This is a genomic window from Phenylobacterium sp. VNQ135 (assembly GCF_049445735.1).
Classification (GTDB): domain Bacteria; phylum Pseudomonadota; class Alphaproteobacteria; order Caulobacterales; family Caulobacteraceae; genus Phenylobacterium.
This window is the reverse complement of the sequence record NZ_JBMSDS010000002.1, coordinates 699,521-715,659: the sequence shown is the minus strand read 5'-3', so window position 1 is coordinate 715,659 and position 16,139 is coordinate 699,521. Positions and strand designations below refer to the sequence as shown.

The following is a 16,139-nucleotide window of genomic DNA, read 5'->3' as shown; positions in this document are numbered from 1 at the left end:
CAAGCGGCCCGAACAAGTCCAAGGTATCCTGATGCAGCTCTTCCTCGACACCACCGACGTCGCCCTTCTCAAGGATCTGGCCTCGACCGGCCTGGTCGACGGCGTGACGACGAACCCGTCGCTCATCGCCAAGTCCGGCCGCAACATGCTGGAGGTGATCGCCGAGATCTGCGGCGTCGTCGAGGGCCCGGTCAGCGCCGAGGTGGCCGCCGTCGACGTTGAGACCATGCTGGCCGAGGGCCGCAAGCTGGCCGGCGTCGCGCCCAACGTGGTGGTGAAGGTGCCGCTGACCCGGGAGGGCCTGATCGCCACCGCCGAGTTCTGCGCCGAGGGTATCCAGACCAACGTCACGCTGTGCTTCTCGGCCGCTCAGGCCCTGCTCGCCGCCAAGGCGGGCGCGACCTACATCAGCCCCTTCATCGGCCGCCTGGATGACCACGGCGCCGAGGGCATGGACCTGATCTCGGAGATCCGGGCGATCTACGACAACTACGACTACGACACCGAAATCCTGGCCGCCTCGATCCGCACGCCCAAGCACGTGACGGAGGCCGCGCTCGCCGGCGCCGACTGTGCGACCATCCCGCCCGACGTCTTCCAGGCCCTCTTCAAGCACCCGTTAACCGAAAAGGGGCTTCAACAATTCCTCGCGGACTGGGCCAAGACGGGTCAGTCGATTCTCTGAGGGGTTAACCATGGACGGCACGCAGGGCGACATGTTCGGAGCGCCCCTGGAGCCGTCCGCCGTGCGGCGCTTCCTGGCCGACAATCCCGATTTCATCCGTGAGGACGACGGTCTGCTGGCCGAGCTCGGCCTGAAGGTGGCGGTCGGCAACGTCGTCGACTTCGGCCCCGCGGCGCTGGCCCGCGTGCATGCCGCCCACCAGCGCGAGGCCGAGATGCGCCAGCTGCTGGAGGAGACGGCGCGCGCCAACTTCTCGGCCCAGGCGCAGACCCACGGCGCGGTCGTCGACCTGCTGGACAGCCGGAACCACTCCGACCTCGCCCGCCGCGTCGACGAGCTCGCCCGCACCCGCTTCGGGCTCGCGGCCGGCGTCATTGCACTCGAGAGCGAGGGCCATCCCCCCGCCGGCTGGAAGCATCTGGTGGAAGGCCAGGTGGACATGATCCTCGATGGGCCGCAGCGGCTCGCCCGCATGGGCTTTGCGCCGACGGCGCTCGGCCTCTTCGGCGAAGACGGCGGTGAAGTCCGGTCGATGGCCATGGTCCGAATGGCCATGTGGGAACCGTCTCGCCAAGGCCTCCTGGCCTTCGGCTCGCACGATCCCGAGGGCTTCACTTCAGACATGGGATCCGAGCTGGTCGCCTTCCTGGCGCGCGTGGTCGAGCGCACGGCGGAGCGATGGCCGCTCCTCTGAGCGCCGGCCAGGCCCGGGCCGCTTGGCTCGAGCACCTGGCGAACGAGCGTCGCGCCTCGCCGCGCACGCTGGAGGCCTACGGCTTCGCCGCCCAGCGCTACATCGTCTTCCTGGAGCAGCACCGCGGCGAGAGCCTGTCTGCCCGCGACCTCGGCGGGATCACCGCCGGCGAGGTCCGCGCCTGGCTGGCGCATCTCCGCTCGGGCGAGACGCCGCTGTCGCCGCGCTCCCTGAGCCAGGCGCTGTCGGCCATCCGAACGTTCCACCGCTTCCTCGACCGCCGGCTGGAGATCCCCAACGCCGCCATCGCGCTGGTCCGCGGCCCGCGCGCGAAACCGGGGGCGCCCCGGCCGGTCACCGAAGACCAGGCGATCGGCCTCATCGCCGAGCCGGCGCTCGATCCGGATCGCGAAGACTGGGAAGTCGCCCGCGACCAGGCGGTGCTGACCCTGCTATACGGCTGCGGGCTCCGGATTTCAGAGGCGCTGTCGCTCAAGCGGTGCGACGCGCCAATCCCCGAACAGCTGCGCATCGTCGGGAAGGGCTCGAAGACCCGCATAGTGCCCGCGCTCCCGGCGGTGCGGCAGGCGGTGGACGAGTACCTCGCGGCCGCGCCCTTTGCCCTTTCTCCCGACGAGCCGTTGTTCCGGGCCAAGCGCGGCGGACCGCTTACTCCGCGCCATGTGCAGGCGACCGTGCAGAACCTCCGGGGCCGGCTAGGCCTCCCGGCGAGCGCGACGCCCCATGCGCTGCGTCACTCGTTCGCCACGCACCTGCTCGGCGCGGGCGCGGACCTGCGCTCGATCCAGGAACTGCTGGGGCACGCCTCGCTCTCGACGACCCAGCGCTATACCGAGGTGGACGCCGCGGCCCTGCTCAGCGCTTACGCGAGCGCCCACCCGCGGGCCTAGCGCCCGGCGCCGTATTGCACGACGAGGGGATTGGCGCAGTTGGCGACCGATCTGGCGACCGCTTTCTCGTGATTGGCCTTCGGCAGCTCGGCTAGCCGCTGGACCTTGGCCTTTCCGTCGTTGCGGTAGAGCAGCGCCGGGTCGGCGAATGTCAGGATCGTGCCCTGCGACTTGCACAGCATGTCCGCTTCGGCCGCGGCCCGGGCGTGCGGCCCCCGATAGACCCGCACCTCCGGCAGCGGCGCCGGCAGTGCGGCGGCGAGGGTGGTCGCGGCGGCAAGAAGTGCGAGCATTCTGGCCTCCTTCGTCTCAAGGTCGCGAAGGCTGCCACCACGACTGCGCGTCGGCAAATCAAGTTTCAGCCACGGACGAAGCGCAGCCAGGCGACGCCGTTGTCGGCGCCGGCCTCGGTGCAGTGGAAGCCCTCGCGCCGGTAGAAGTCCTGCGCCTTCAGATTGGCCGCCTGGCACTTGAGCGACACGGGCCCGTCGGCCACCGCGCTGATGTGGTCCAGCAGGACCTTGCCCACGCCCCGACCGCGGTCGTCCACGTAGAGCGAGTGCAGGAAGTTCTGCGGCCGGTAGAAGGCGGCGAGACCGACGATCCGGTCGCCCTCGGCCGCCACATAGACCTCCTCGACGCGCGCTGCGCGCAGGAAATCGGCCGCCTGGTGCCGCTCGGGCGGCGTCCAGGTGAAGGTCTCGCGGAGCACGCGGACGTAGAGCTCGGCGCAGGCGGCGAGCTCGTCTGGCCGCGCGCGCCGGACGATCAGGCCTGCATCGTCCATCCTTCGACGCCCATCGCGGCCTGACGCAGCGCCTCGGACCGGGTCGGGTGTGGGTGGCAGGTGCGCGCCACGTCCTCCGAAGCCGCCCGGAAGGCCATCGCCACGCAGTACTCGCCGATCATTTCCGAGACCGACGGACCGATGGCGTGCGCGCCCAGGATCTCGTCGGTGGCGGCGTCGGCCAGCACCTTCACGAAGCCTTCGGTCTCGTGGTTGATCTTCGCCCGGCTGTTGGCGCTGAAGGGGAACTTGCCGACCTTGTAGGCGCGCCCTTCTTCCTTCAGCTGCTCCTCAGTCTTGCCGACCCAGGCGACTTCCGGGCTCGTGTAGACCACCGAGGGGACCAGATTGTAGTCCACGTGGCCGTAGCCGCGGGCGATGGTCTCGATGACCGCCACCGCGTCTTCCTCCGCCTTGTGGGCGAGCATCGGGCCGTGGGTTACGTCGCCGATCGCCCAGACGTTCGCCGCGCTGGTCTTGAAGTGGTCGGTCTCGATGAAGCCGCGCTTGTCCGGCGTGATCCCGACGGTCTCCAGCCCCAGGCCTTCGGTGTAGGGCCGGCGGCCGATGGCCAGCAGCACGTAATCGCCCTCGATGGTCTCGGCCGCCCCGCCGGCGACCGGTTCGAAACTGAGCTCGACGCCCTTCTTCGAGGCCTTGGCGCCGGTGACCTTGGCTCCTAGCTTGAACTCCATGCCCTGCTTGCTCAGCGAGCGCTGGAAGGTCTTGGCCAGCTCGGCGTCCATGCCGGGGGTGATCCGGTCCAGATATTCGACGACCGTGACCTGGGCGCCGAGGCGGCGCCACACCGAGCCCAGCTCCAGACCGATGATGCCCGCGCCGATGACGATCAGATGCTTCGGCACTTCCGGCAGCGACAGAGCGCCCGTGGAGTCCACGATCCGCTGCTGATCCACTTCGACGCCCGGCAGCTTCGAGGGCTCCGAGCCGGTCGCGATGACGATGTGCTTCGCCTCCAGCGTCGAGACCGCACCGTCCTCGGCTTTCACCTCGACCTTGCCCGGGCCCGCGATGCGGCCGAAGCCCTTCACCCAGTCGGCCTTGTTCTTCTTGAACAGGAACTCGATGCCCTTGGTGAGCTGGCCGACGCTGTCGGCCTTCTGCTTCATCATCTGCGGCAGGTTGAGCTTGGGGCTCACCTCGATCCCCAGGGTCGCGAATTCGCCGCCGGCGGCCGCGAAGAGCTCGGAGGCGTGCAGCAGCGCCTTCGACGGCATGCAGCCGACGTTCAGGCAGGTGCCGCCCAGGGTCGCCCGGCTTTCCACACACGCCGCCTTCAGGCCCAGTTGGCCCGCCCGGATCGCGGCGTTGTAGCCGCCCGGGCCGCCCCCGATGATCACGACGTCGTAGGTGGTGGTCTCAGCCATGGTCCGCTCTGGTCCCCGGAAAGTGGGCCTTGAAAATGGGCGGGCACCCTAGGCCTCGAACGCCCAAGGTCAACCACCCAGACCCCACCTTCGTGCGCCTAGGCGCGGCCTGCCGGATATATGGGGTTCCGAAGCTCGGACCGGGAGCGGTTCCGGCTCACGGACATTGTGTCCGCGCCGCCCCGGAAATCAAACGCAGTAAACGCCCCCTTAAGGCCGTTGGGCGCAGTTCAGGCGAACACCCGATTCGCGCGAGGAAGAGGCGCCGCCGCAGAGCCCATGGTCGACCGCACCCTGCACCACTTTCCGCTCGACCCCGCCTCGCGCCAGGTGCGCCTGGCCCTGGGCGAGAAGCGGCTGCCCTTCGCTGAGGCGCCGGTGCGCTATTGGGAGCGGCCGAAGGAGCTGACCCAGCTCAATCCGTCGGGTCTGGTGCCGGTTATGGTCGAGACGACCGAGGGCCGCGAGCCCCTCGTCCTGTGCGAGAGCCGGGCGATCCTGGACCACCTGGAAGAGACCGCGCCCGAGCCCGCGCTGCTGGGCCGCGAGGCGGCCGAGCGCGCCGAGGCGCGGCGGCTGCTCTCCTGGTTCGACCGCAAGTTCGAGTTCGAAGCCGGCGGCTACATCCTGCACGAGAAGATGGAGAAGCGGCTGCTGGGGCTGGGCGCGCCGGAGCTCGCCAACCTGCGCCAGGGCCGCGACGGGCTGAAGGTCCACCTGCATTACATCGAGAGCCTGCTCGAGACGCGCGAGTGGTTGGCCGGCAAGCGCCTGTCCCTGGCGGATTTCGCCGGCGCCGCCCACCTGTCGGTGATCGACTACTTCGGCGATGTGCCGTGGAAGGACTTCCCCGGTGTGAAGACGTGGTACATGAAGCTGAAATCCCGGCCGTGTTTCCGGCCGTTGCTCACGGACCGCTGGCCGGGCCTGACGCCCGCGCCGCATTATGACGATCTCGACTTCTGACCGCCCCGAAGACCTGATCCGCGCCGAGGCCGCCGCGCTCGGCTTCGACCTCTGCCGCTTCACCGACATCGACGAGGCCTGGCCCGCCGCGGCCAGGCTTTACGAGTACGTGGACGCCGGGCGGCACGGCGAGATGGGCTGGATGGCCGAGACCCGCGAGCGGCGCCGCCATGCCCGGGCGATGTGGGCCGACGCCCGGTCGGCCGTGGTTCTGGGCGTCAACTATGGCCCCGAGCACGATCCCCTGGCTGTGCTGGCGCAGAAGGGCCGGGCCGCCATCAGCGTCTATGCCCAGGGCGACGACTACCACGAGCTGATCAAGAAGAAGCTGAAGCGGCTGGCGAGCTGGATGCAGCAGCGGTTCGGCGGCGAGGTGAAGGTGTTCGTCGACACCGCGCCCTTGCTGGAGAAGCCCCTGGCCGAGCGCGCGGGCGTCGGCTGGCAGGGCCGCCACACCAATCTCGTCAGCCGGGAGTTCGGCTCCTGGCTTTTCCTGGGCTCCGTGCTGACGACGGTGGAGCTGCGGCCCGACGCGCCGGAGCCGGTGCATTGCGGATCCTGTCAGGCCTGCCTGGAGGTCTGCCCCACCAACGCCTTCCCGGCGCCGTTCCAGCTCGATGCGCGCCGCTGCATCTCATACCTGACCATCGAGCTGAAAGGGCCGATCCCGCGCGAATTTCGTGAGGCGCTGGGCAATCGGATCTACGGCTGCGACGACTGCCTCGCCGTCTGCCCCTGGAACAAGTTCGCCCAAGGCGCTCGCGAACAGAAACTGGCCGCTCGCGAAGCGCTGACGGCGCCCACCCTCGCCGAGCTCGTGCGCCTGGACGACGCCGCCTTCCGCGCGCTCTTCACGAAGAGCCCGGTGAAACGTATCGGCCGCGACCGTTTCGTCCGCAACGTGCTCTACGCCATCGGCAATTCGGGCGACCGGGCGCTCGCGCAGGAGGCGGCGCGGCTGCTGGACGATCCGGCGCCCGTCGTGCGCGGCGCGGCGGCCTGGGCCCTGTCGCGACTGCTGGCGCCGCCCGACTTCGAAGCCCTTCGTTCGGCCCGGCTGCCTGCCGAACCCGACGCCGAGGTGCGTGAGGAGTGGCTGGCGAGCTAGAACCCGACTTCGCCGAGGTCCTTCAGGCGCGGCAGGATCTGGTCCTTCTCGGAGAGCACGGGCTCGCCGTCGAGGGGCCAGGCGATGCCCAGGTCGGGATCGTTCCAGATGAGGCCGCCCTCGGTCTCCGGCGCATAGAGGCCGTCCACCTTGTAGAAGAGCATGGTGTCGTCCACGAGGGTGACATAGCCGTGGGCGAAGCCGCGCGGCACCCAGAGCTGCTCGCCCTTCTCCGCCGTCAGGGTCGCGCCGGCCCACTGGCCGTAGGTGGGCGAGCCCGGGCGGATGTCGACCGCCACGTCGAAGATCGCGCCCTGAAGCACCCGCACCAGCTTGCCCTGGGCGTGGGGCGCCTTCTGGAAGTGCAGGCCGCGCAGGGTGCCCTTCTTCGTGTTGAGCGCCTGGTTGTCCTGCACGAACTCGGTGTCGACGCCGGCCGCGGACATCGCCTTGCGGCTCCAGGTTTCCGAGAACCATCCGCGGACATCGCCGAAGCGCTTGGGCGTGATAAGCAGGACGTCGGGCAGGGCTAGCGGCGAGATCGCGGTCATGTCGTCTGTCAGGGAGTTCCAGCAGGCCCCCGCATGGCCCAGCCTCAAGGCGAAAACAAGCCGCAAAGCCCCAAGGTGACGGTCGCGGTCGTCGCCTATCGCAGCGGCGCGACCCTGGCCCGCTGCCTGCAGCACCTGGCGGCGCAGACATTCCGGGACTTCGAGCTGGTGCTCATCGACAACGCCTCGCCCGACCGGGAGGCGCAGGACGCCGCCGGCATCGTCCCTGGCGCCCGGCTCATCGAGAACACCGAGAACCTGGGCTTTGCCGCCGCCTGCAATCAGGCCGCCCGCGAGGGGCGCGGCCGCTGGCTCGCCCTGCTTAATCCCGACGCCTATCCCCAGCGCGATTGGCTGGCCGAACTGATCGCCGCCGCCCAGCGCCTTCCCGAGGTGAAGAGCTTCACCTCGCGCCAGGTGATGGACGAGGATCCGGGCGTGCTGGACGGCCTGGGCGACGTGATGAGCCTGCCGTGCATCCCGTACCGCGGAGGCTATCTGCAGCGCGATCCCGGCGATACGCCGGAGGGCCAGGTGTTCAGCCCCTGTGGCGCGGCGATGCTGATCGACCGGGCGCTGTTCCTGGAGCTGGGCGGCTTCGACGAGAGCTTCTTCTGCTATTGCGAGGATGTCGACCTGGGCTACCGGCTGCAGCTCGCCGGCGAGGCCACGGCGCTGGTCCCGTCGGCCGTCGTCCGGCATGTCGGCTCGGCGTCGTCGGGCGGTTCGAAGTCGGAGTTCGCCCTCTTCCACGGCTATCGCAACCGCTTCTGGGTTTTGGTGAAGGACACGCCTGCGCTGTTGCTGCCGCTCGTGCTGCCGGCGCACCTGCTCAGCGCCGCCTACATCGCCACGCGCAAGCCGAACCGGCGCTACCTGGGCGTGACGCTCAGGGCCTACCGCGCGGCGCTGGCGGGGCTCGGACCGGTGCTGAGGGCGCGGCGGGTCGTGCAGCGGGCGCGGCGGAGCTCGGCGCTCGATATCGCTCGGGCGATGACCTGGAACCCCCGCGACCTGTCGGGCCGGCGGGCGGTCGTCAGGCCTCTGCCGCCCACTCGATAAGCCGGCGCATGAAGCTGGCGCCGCGCTGCATCTGGCTGACCTCGACGTACTCGTCCGGCTGATGGGCCTGGGCGATCGAGCCCGGGCCGCAGATCACGGTGGAGAACCCCGCCTGCTGGAATTGGCCGGCCTCGGCGGCGAAGGCCACCACCCGCGGCGGACCGTTGTCGCCGGCCAGGCGCCGCGCGAAGGCCTCAGCGGCGCCGTCGGGTTCGGGCGCGAACGGCGGCACGTCGGTCCGCTTCTCCAGGACGACGCCCGCCTCCGGCGCGCGGGCCTTCAGCGCCGCGTCCATGGCGGCCACCTCGGCGCGGAAGTCCTTCAGCACCTGGTCCGTGGAGAAGCCGGGCGGGCAGCGCAGGTCGAAGACGAACTCGCAGTGGCGGGCGATGATGTTGTGGGCGGTGCCGCCCTCGACCAGACCGATGGTCAGCGTCGGACCTCTGGGCGTGAACGGCGAAGCCGGATCGGCCTGGCGCTCCAGCCGCTCGGAAAGATCGGTCAGCGAATTCATCAACCGCGCCGCAGCCATGATCGCCGAGACGCCTTGCTGGGTCTGGCTGGAGTGCGATTCCCGGCCGGTGACCGTCACCTTGAAGGTCGCGATGCCCTTGTGCCCGTTCACCGCGACCATGTCCGTGGGCTCGCCCACCACGACCAGCGCCGGCGGCGGCAGCTCGCGGCGGATCACGTCGATCATCAGCGGGGCGCCCAGGCAGCCGATCTCCTCGTCGAACGAGAAGGCCAGATGGACAGGCCTGCGCGCGGTCTTCGACAGCTCGGGCGCGGCGGCGAGCGCCAGGGCCAGGAACCCCTTCATGTCGCAGGTCCCGCGGCCGTAGAGGCGGCCGTCGCGCTCGACCACGGTCCAGGGGTCGGTGCTCCAGGGCTGGCCGTCGACCGGCACCACGTCGGTGTGGCCCGACAGCACGACGCCGCCCGGGTCGGCCGGGCCGATGGTCGCCAGCAGGTTCGACTTGGAGCCGTCGGCGTTCGGCACGCGCCGGTGTGGAACGCCCAGGCTGTCCAGATAGGCCTCGACCCACTCGATCAGGGCGAGGTTCGATCCCCGCGAGGTGGTGTCGAAGCCGACCAGCGTGGCCAGCAGGTCCTTGGCGGACGGATAGAGATCAGCCGTCATCGCCCAGCCATAGACCCTGGCCGCCGGAAATAGCTACCCCTGCATGACCCGGCCGGGGCCGGGCAGCACGTCGATCAGCTCGATGCGGAAGATCAGGGCGGCGTTGGGCGGAATCTCACCGCCGCCAGCGCCCTCCGCGCCATAGCCCTGCTCGGGCGGCACGTAGAGGATCCATTCGTCGCCGGGACGCATCTGAACCAGCGCCTCCTGCCAGGCGGGGATCAGGCCCCGCAGCGGCATGGCCGCCGGCTGGCCGCGTTCGTACGAGCTGTCGAACACCTTGCCGTCGACCAGCTTGCCCTCGTAGTGGACCTTCACCTCGTCAGCGAGGGTCGGCTTCAGGCCGGTTGCGGGCCCGGAGCGCACCACCTTGTAGGCGACGCCCGACGGGAGCGTCTGCACCCCCGGTTCCTTCACGGTCTTTTCCATGAAGGCCTTGGAGGCGGCCGACTGGTCGGCGACTTGGGGCTTGTTGCAGGCGGCGAGCGACAGCACGGCCGCGACGGCGATCAGGACAGGCTTCATCTAGACGACTCTCGGGGGGTAGCCGCGCTCGCGGAGCGCATCCATGACTTCCTGGGTGTGCTGGGCGTCGCGGGTCTCGATCATCACGTCGAACTCCGCGCCCTTGGCCGGCACGTCCAGGGCGAGGCGGTTGTGGGCCACCTCGATGATGTTGGCGCCCATCAGGCCGATGATCGCCGAGACGTTGGCCAGCAGGCCCGGCCGATCGTCGCCGATGATGCGGAGCGAGACGATGCGGCTCTCGCGCACCAGCTCGCGCGTCAGGACCGAGGCCAGCAGGCGCGTGTCGATGTTGCCGCCGGTGATGACGAGGCCGCACTTCTTCCCGCGGAAGCGTTCGGGATAGGCCAGCAGCGCCGCCAGCGACGCCGCGCCGGCGCCTTCGGCCACCGTCTTCTCGACGTTGGTATAGAGGGCGATGCCACGCTCGAAGTAGGGCTCCTCGATCAGCAGCACCTCGTCGATCAGCGGCCGCGCCACGCCGTAGGTCTGCTCTCCGACCTGCTTGACGGCGATGCCCTCGGCGATGGTCGAGCCGCCGACGTTCTGGGCCATGTGGACGCCGCGCATCTTGGCGGTGAACGACGGGAACATGGCCGGCTCGACGCCCACCACCTTGATGTCCGTCTTCATGTGCTTGGCCGCCGTGGCCATGCCGGCGATCAGCCCGCCGCCGCCGATCGGAATCGGCAGGACCTCCAGGTCGGGCGCGTCCTCCAGCATCTCGAGCGCCACCGTGCCCTGACCGGCCATGACGTCGAGATCGTCGAAGGGATGGACGAAGGTGAGGCCGCGCTCCTCGCAGATGCGCCGGGCCGTGGCCGAGGCCTCGTCGTAGCCGTCGCCGTCGATCACCACCTCCGCGCCGTGGGCCCGGGTCTGCTGCACCTTCACGAAGGGCGTGGCCTTGGGCATGACGATGGTGACGGGAATGCCCAGGCGGGCCGCGTGATAGCTCAGGCCCTGGCTGTGGTTGCCGGCCGAGGCCGCGATAACGCCGCGCTTGGCCACGTCGGGCTCGAGCTGCAGCAGCTTGTTGAGCGCGCCGCGCTCCTTGTAGGCCGCCGTGAACTGCAGGTTCTCGAACTTCACCCAGACCTCGGCCCCGGTGATCTCGGACAGCGTCCGCGAGTGGCGGCAGGGCGTGCGCTCGATGTGACCCTGCAGCCGCTGCTTGGCGGCCAGGATGTCGTCGAAGCTCAGGGTCATGGGGAAAGCCGGGTGGTCGAAAGGTCGCGCAACCTAGCGATGGGACGGCTCTGCCGCAACGCAGCACGCCTCATGCGTCGAACTCGGCGACAAGGTGGCCCGGCGCGACCTCCCTCAGCTGCGGCGCGAGCATGGGCGCGTTGGGATCGGCCGGCAGCCGCGACGGCGCGAAGCGGAAGGCGGCGGCGGGGTCCAGCGGACTGGGCGGCTCGCCCTCGAGCTTGATCCGCTGGCGGGTGCGCTCGACCGCCGGGTCCGGGATCGGGGCGGCCGACAGCAGGGCCTTGGTATAGGGGTGCTGCGGCGCGCCGTAGATGCGGTCGCGGTCGGCCAGCTCCATGACGCGGCCGAGGTACAGCACCAGAACCCGATGGCTGATCTCGCGGACCACCGCCAGGTCATGGCTGATGAAGATCATCGCCAGCCCCATCTCGCGCTGCAGCTGGATCAGCAGGTCGATGATCTGGGCGCGGATCGAGACGTCGAGGGCCGAGACCGCCTCGTCGCAGATGACCAGCTTGGGCTTCAGGATCATGGCGCGGGCGATGCCGACGCGCTGGTTCTGACCGCCCGACAGCTCGTGCGGGTAGCGGTTGATGAGCGCAGGATCGAGCCCGACCTTGGCCATCATCGCCCGGGTCTCGGTCTCGCGCGCGGCGCGATCCAGGCCCGGGCGGAACACCCGCAGCGGCTCGGCGATGGAGTCGCCGATAGTCATGCGCGGATCGAGGCTGGCGAGCGGGTCCTGGAAGACGATCTGCAGGTCGGCGCGGGCCTTGCGCCAGGCCTCGCGGTCGTCGGGCGACAGGCCGCGGCCCAGCAGGGCCACCGCACCCTCGGTCGGCGGGATCAGGTTCAGGACGGCGCGGGCCAGCGTCGACTTGCCCGAGCCGCTCTCGCCCACGACGCCTAGGGTCTCGCCCTGGCGCACCTGGAACGAGACCCCATCCACGGCGCGCAGCATCCGGGGCCGGCCGAAGAGGCCCTGGCGGACCGGGAAGTGGACCTTCATCTCGCGGCCCTCGACGACCACGGGCGCGTCGGGAGCCACCGGCGCCGTCGTCGGCCGGCCGCCCCGGTCGGCGCGGTCCAGGCGCGGCACGGCGTCCAGCAGGGCGCGGGTGTAGTCCGTCTTCGGGGCGGTGAAGATCTCGCCGACCGGCCCTTCCTCCACATAAGCCCCGTCCTTCATCACGCAGACGCGGTCGGCGAGCCGGGCGATGACGCCCATGTCGTGGGTGATGAGGGCCAGCGCCGTCCCGGTCTCGCGTTGAAGCTCGGCCATCAGGTCGAGGATCTCGGCCTGCACGGTGACGTCGAGGGCGGTGGTCGGCTCGTCGGCGATCAAAAGTTCGGGGCCGGGCGCCATGGCGGCGGCGATCATCACCCGCTGGCGCATCCCGCCCGAGAGCTCGTGCGGGTATTGGCGCAGGCGGCGGGCGGCGTCGGGGATGCGCACGCGGTCCAGCCATTGGCGGGCGCGGGCCTGGGCGTCGGCGTCCGAGAGGCCGAGGTGCAGGCGCAGCGGCTCGGCGATCTGCTCGCCGATGCGGACGTGGGGCGTGAGCGCCGTCAGAGGGTCCTGGAAGATCATGGTCATCTTCGAGCCGCGCAGGCGGTTCAGCGCCGGGGGCCTCAGCCCCAGCAGCTCCTGGCCATGCAGCTTCGCCGATCCCGTCGCCCGGCCGTTTCGGGCCAGCAGCCCCATCACGGCCATGAAGGTCTGGCTCTTGCCCGAGCCGCTCTCGCCCACCACGCCGAGGGTTTCGCCGCGGCGGATGGCCAGGGACACCCCGCGCACCGCCTCGACCACGCCGTCATGGGTGTCGAAGGCGACCTTCAGGTCTTCCACGGTGAGGACGGTGTCGGCCAAGGGATGCTCCACGGGCAGGCGCGCGCCAGCCTATTGCGGGTTCTTGGCAAAATGAAATCCAGCGGCCGCGCCGGTTCGGCTATAAGGCGGCCCGTGCCCCAGCCCTCCTCGGATCCCCCCTTCCGCCCCGCCCTGTTCCTCGACCGGGACGGCGTGCTCAACGAGGACCGCGGCTACGTTTACCGGTGGGAGGACTTCATCTGGATCCCCGGCGCGCGAGAGGTGGTGGCCGCCTTCAACAAGGCCGGCTGGCTGGTGATCGTCGTGACCAACCAGTCGGGCGTCGGTCGCGGCTATTATGCGGAGGAGGACGTCCACGCGCTGCACGCGCGGATGCAGGAGGACCTCGCCCAGGCCGGCGGCCGCATCGACGCCTTCTACCACGCGCCGCAGCACCCCGAGGCGCCGATCGAGACCTACCGCCATCCCGATCCGCCGCTCCGCAAGCCGAACCCCGGCATGCTGCTTCAGGCCATGGCCGACTGGCCGATCGACCGGGAGGCTTCGCTGATGATCGGCGACAAGCCTTCCGATCTCGAAGCGGCGTTGAGGGCGGGGGTGAGAGGCGTGCTGTTCGAGGGCGGCGATTTGTACGCGTTCCTGAGGGACGAGGACCTGCTGCCGACGTAGGCGGCGCCGGTTTTTTAGAACCACGAACGAACACGAACGCACACGAACGGGTCGGCGCATGCGGTGCGAGCCCGGAAGCGCATGCGCTTCGGGAGGAAGGCGCGCCCGAGGCGCGCGGTCTCGTCTGAGGCTGTGAGGGACGACGACCAACCGCGCTGTTCGTGTTGGTTCGTGTTTGTTCGTGGCTGAATCCTGCGGCGGCAGGTTCAGGCGGAGCTTTGGAAGGGGGAGTGGGTTTGAGCCCCCTCCACCGCTTCGCGGTCCCCCTCCCCCTGTGGGGGAGGATAGGGAGCGGCGGTGAGGCCGAGTTTCTGGATGACGCGATCGACCTGCTGTTCGAAGGGCAGGCGGATGAAGTTCGGGTCGAGGGCTTCGTAGGCGAGGAGGCCTTCGAGTTCGGCGTTGACCTCTTCGTCCTCTTCCCAGTCGGCTTCGCGCCAGGTCAGCGTCTGGACGGTGTTGCGGATGCGGTTCCAGGGGCGCTCGGCCTCTTCGCGGGCCGCACTCTCGGCGCGGCGGGTCTCCTCGCGGTCGAGGCTGCGGATGTCCTTCCGCAGCTTCACGCGCAGCGCATAGGTCAGGCGGATGGAGCGGGCGCAGCGGTCGAGGGGCTCGGCGAGAGCCTGGAGCTCGGCGGCATCGTCTGAAGCTTCGATGCGGCCCTGGATCTTCTGGATCAGCGCGAACTGGACGTCGGCCACGGCCGCCAGGCGGGCGTCGATCTCCTCCAGCATGTCGCTATCGTTGAGCATGAACAAAAAGAGAACATATATTGTCCGAGGAGTCAAGCAAAACGCATCCGCCCGGTGTCGCCGCAGCCGAAGACCGCGGCGACAGGCGTGGGGTCAGCGCGCCTCCATCTGCTGGAGCAGCCGCTCCAGGAACTCCAGCTCGTCGGCCTCGCCGGGGGGTTTGTCCCAGCGAAGGCGGTTGATGCGGGGGAAGCGCATGGCGACGCCGGACTTGTGGCGGGCGGACCGCTGCAGGCCTTCGAAGGCGACCTCGAAGACCAGGCCCGCGTGCGGCTCGGCGCGGACCGAGCGGACGGGGCCGAACCGCTCTACCGTGTTGTCGCGGACGAACTTGTCGATCTGCTTCAGCTCCTCGTCGGTGAAGCCGAAATAGGCCTTGCCGACGGGCGTCAGGAAGCGCTGGCCGGTGGCGGGATCCTGCGTCCAGACGCCGAAAGTGTAGTCCGAGTAGAAGCTGGACCGCTTGCCGTGGCCGCGCTGGGCGTACATCAGGACAGCGTCCACCAGGAACGGGTCGCGCTTCCATTTGAACCACGGCCCCTTCGGCCGCCCGGCTTCGTAGAGCGAGTCCCAGCGCTTCAGCATCAGCCCTTCCGCGATCTGCGGGTCGCCCTCGGGCGGGTTGGCGCGAAGCTCGGCCAGCTCGGCCCAGGTCTCGAAGGGCTGCACCGGCGAGAGATCGATCCTGGGGCTCGCCTGGCGGGCCACGAAGGCCTCCAGCCGCTTGCGGCGCTCCGCGAAGCTGAGCGTACGGGTGTCCTCGCCGCCTTCCTGCAGGATGTCGTAAGCCCGGATCGCCGCCGGGTACTGGGCCATCAGCTTGGCGTCGACGGCCTTGCGGTTCAGCCGCTGCTGCAGGTCGGCGAAGCTGGCCACCTTTCCCTCGCGGATCACCAGCAGCTCGCCGTCGAGGACGCCCTCGTCGTCCAGCGCATCGAGGATGTCGGGGAAGGTGCGCGAGATGTCGTCGCCGGTGCGGGTGTAGAGGCGCCGGACGTTCCCTTCGTGCGCCGCCTGGACGCGGATGCCGTCCCACTTCCACTCAGCGGCATAGTCGGCGGGATCGAGCTTGCCGAAGTCCACCGCCTCGTCGATCGCCTGGGCCAGCATCACCGGCCGGAAGCGGCCGGGGTTCTCGGAGGAAGGCTTCTCGCTGCGGCCCTCAAGCCAGGCGAACAGGTCCTCGTAGGGCGGGTGGAGGGCGTGCCACAGCTCCTCGATCTCGGCGGGGTCGACGCCGCCCATCTCGGCCGTCGCGCGCTTGGCGAGCCTCGCCGTCATGCCGACGCGCAGTTCGCCGGTCATCAGCTTGAGCAGCGCCCAGCGCTCGCGCGGGCTCTCCATCGCGTCGAGCCAGCCCTCGATCAGCCGCTGGACTTCGGCGCGGGAGGCGGTGCGGAGCGCCTCGATCACCTCGGACAGCTCCGGCTCGCGGTTGGCGCCCGGACGCCTCGGCCAGCACAGCGACACCGCCTCGGCCAGGTCGCCCACATAGTCGTAGGACCACCAGAAGAGCTGGGGGTCCATGCGGTCTTCGATGGCCTTGCGGATGAAGGCCGGCTTGGCGGCGTGGAAGGTCAGGTCGCCGGTGAGCGCGGCCAGCGCCCAGCCGCGATCGGGGTCCGGCGTCTCGCGCAGATGATCGCGCACCAGCGTCAGCTTGGCGTTGCGCGACGGCGTCAGCGCCAGCCGGTCCAGCAGTTCGGCGAAGGCCCGCATGGCCCCAATCTAGGTCGTCATGGCCGGGCTTGTCCCGGCCACCCAGAAACGCGGGCATAGCCGGGTGCGCGCGACCTGAGCCGCGCTCGTCCGGAGAGGTCCGCGCGTATGGATCCCCGGGACAAGCCTGGGGATGAC

General features: G+C 69.9%; 17 protein-coding genes. 7 read left to right on the top strand and 10 right to left on the bottom strand.

Annotated features, from left to right (window positions below; all coding sequences use genetic code 11):
* The first annotated feature begins 31 nt into the window (after positions 1-31).
* From fsa to ACO2Q0_RS09325, 3 genes are read left to right on the top strand one after another with little or no spacing between them, the layout of a single operon-like run.
* Positions 32-685, top strand: coding sequence for a fructose-6-phosphate aldolase (gene fsa, locus ACO2Q0_RS09335; RefSeq protein ID WP_423351219.1), 654 nt, complete (start codon positions 32-34; stop codon positions 683-685).
* A gap of 10 nt (positions 686-695) precedes the next feature.
* Positions 696-1,379 (top strand): DUF484 family protein, encoded by a 684-nt coding sequence (locus ACO2Q0_RS09330; RefSeq protein ID WP_423351218.1) that lies wholly within the window; start codon positions 696-698, stop codon positions 1,377-1,379.
* A complete protein-coding gene (locus ACO2Q0_RS09325; protein WP_423351217.1) occupies positions 1,364-2,290 on the top strand; it encodes a tyrosine recombinase XerC in 927 nt (308 codons plus the stop codon). Before ACO2Q0_RS09330 ends, ACO2Q0_RS09325 begins: the two co-directional genes overlap by 16 nt.
* Here ACO2Q0_RS09325 and ACO2Q0_RS09320 read toward each other — a convergent pair.
* The 3 genes from ACO2Q0_RS09320 to lpdA form a co-directional block, all read right to left on the bottom strand.
* The gene (locus ACO2Q0_RS09320; protein WP_423351216.1) at positions 2,287-2,583 is read right to left on the bottom strand and encodes a hypothetical protein; all 297 of its coding nucleotides are present in this window, start codon (positions 2,581-2,583) and stop codon (positions 2,287-2,289) included. The genes ACO2Q0_RS09325 and ACO2Q0_RS09320 overlap by 4 nt on opposite strands.
* Positions 2,584-2,648: 65 nt before the next feature.
* A complete protein-coding gene (locus ACO2Q0_RS09315; RefSeq protein WP_423351215.1) occupies positions 2,649-3,077 on the bottom strand; it encodes a GNAT family N-acetyltransferase in 429 nt (142 codons plus the stop codon).
* Complete coding sequence (lpdA, locus tag ACO2Q0_RS09310; protein ID WP_423351214.1) at positions 3,059-4,465, bottom strand: dihydrolipoyl dehydrogenase; 1,407 nt, start codon at positions 4,463-4,465, stop codon at positions 3,059-3,061. Before lpdA ends, ACO2Q0_RS09315 begins: the two co-directional genes overlap by 19 nt.
* A gap of 279 nt (positions 4,466-4,744) precedes the next feature.
* Between lpdA and ACO2Q0_RS09305 the strand changes: the two genes are divergently transcribed.
* Positions 4,745-5,431, top strand: coding sequence for a glutathione S-transferase family protein (locus ACO2Q0_RS09305; RefSeq protein WP_423351213.1), 687 nt, complete (start codon positions 4,745-4,747; stop codon positions 5,429-5,431).
* Positions 5,412-6,539, top strand: a complete 1,128-nt coding sequence (queG, locus tag ACO2Q0_RS09300; protein ID WP_423351212.1) for a tRNA epoxyqueuosine(34) reductase QueG — start codon at positions 5,412-5,414, stop codon at positions 6,537-6,539. Before ACO2Q0_RS09305 ends, queG begins: the two co-directional genes overlap by 20 nt.
* On the opposite strand, the gene rfbC is transcribed toward queG, so the two are convergent.
* Complete coding sequence (gene rfbC, locus ACO2Q0_RS09295; protein WP_423351211.1) at positions 6,536-7,090, bottom strand: dTDP-4-dehydrorhamnose 3,5-epimerase; 555 nt, start codon at positions 7,088-7,090, stop codon at positions 6,536-6,538. The two genes, queG and rfbC, sit on opposite strands and share 4 nt — an antisense overlap.
* Positions 7,091-7,123: 33 nt before the next feature.
* On the opposite strand from rfbC, the gene ACO2Q0_RS09290 reads away from it, so the two are divergent.
* Complete coding sequence (locus ACO2Q0_RS09290) at positions 7,124-8,152, top strand: glycosyltransferase family 2 protein (protein WP_423351210.1); 1,029 nt, start codon at positions 7,124-7,126, stop codon at positions 8,150-8,152.
* On the opposite strand, the gene argE is transcribed toward ACO2Q0_RS09290, so the two are convergent.
* The 4 genes from argE to ACO2Q0_RS09270 form a co-directional block, all read right to left on the bottom strand.
* A complete protein-coding gene (gene argE, locus ACO2Q0_RS09285; protein ID WP_423351209.1) occupies positions 8,127-9,293 on the bottom strand; it encodes an acetylornithine deacetylase in 1,167 nt (388 codons plus the stop codon). The two genes, ACO2Q0_RS09290 and argE, sit on opposite strands and share 26 nt — an antisense overlap.
* A 33-nt stretch (positions 9,294-9,326) precedes the next feature.
* Positions 9,327-9,818 (bottom strand): FKBP-type peptidyl-prolyl cis-trans isomerase, encoded by a 492-nt coding sequence (locus ACO2Q0_RS09280; RefSeq protein ID WP_423351208.1) that lies wholly within the window; start codon positions 9,816-9,818, stop codon positions 9,327-9,329.
* The gene (locus ACO2Q0_RS09275) at positions 9,819-11,027 is read right to left on the bottom strand and encodes a threonine ammonia-lyase (RefSeq protein WP_423351207.1); all 1,209 of its coding nucleotides are present in this window, start codon (positions 11,025-11,027) and stop codon (positions 9,819-9,821) included.
* Between the two features lie 70 nt (positions 11,028-11,097).
* A complete protein-coding gene (locus tag ACO2Q0_RS09270) occupies positions 11,098-12,900 on the bottom strand; it encodes a dipeptide ABC transporter ATP-binding protein (RefSeq protein WP_423351206.1) in 1,803 nt (600 codons plus the stop codon).
* Between the two features lie 93 nt (positions 12,901-12,993).
* On the opposite strand from ACO2Q0_RS09270, the gene ACO2Q0_RS09265 reads away from it, so the two are divergent.
* A complete protein-coding gene (locus ACO2Q0_RS09265) occupies positions 12,994-13,530 on the top strand; it encodes a D-glycero-alpha-D-manno-heptose-1,7-bisphosphate 7-phosphatase (RefSeq protein WP_423351205.1) in 537 nt (178 codons plus the stop codon).
* Between the two features lie 206 nt (positions 13,531-13,736).
* Here ACO2Q0_RS09265 and ACO2Q0_RS09260 read toward each other — a convergent pair whose 3' ends face one another.
* Positions 13,737-14,282 (bottom strand): hypothetical protein, encoded by a 546-nt coding sequence (locus tag ACO2Q0_RS09260; protein WP_423351204.1) that lies wholly within the window; start codon positions 14,280-14,282, stop codon positions 13,737-13,739.
* A gap of 93 nt (positions 14,283-14,375) precedes the next feature.
* Positions 14,376-16,001, bottom strand: a complete 1,626-nt coding sequence (locus ACO2Q0_RS09255; protein WP_423351203.1) for a cisplatin damage response ATP-dependent DNA ligase — start codon at positions 15,999-16,001, stop codon at positions 14,376-14,378.
* Positions 16,002-16,139 lie beyond the last annotated feature (138 nt).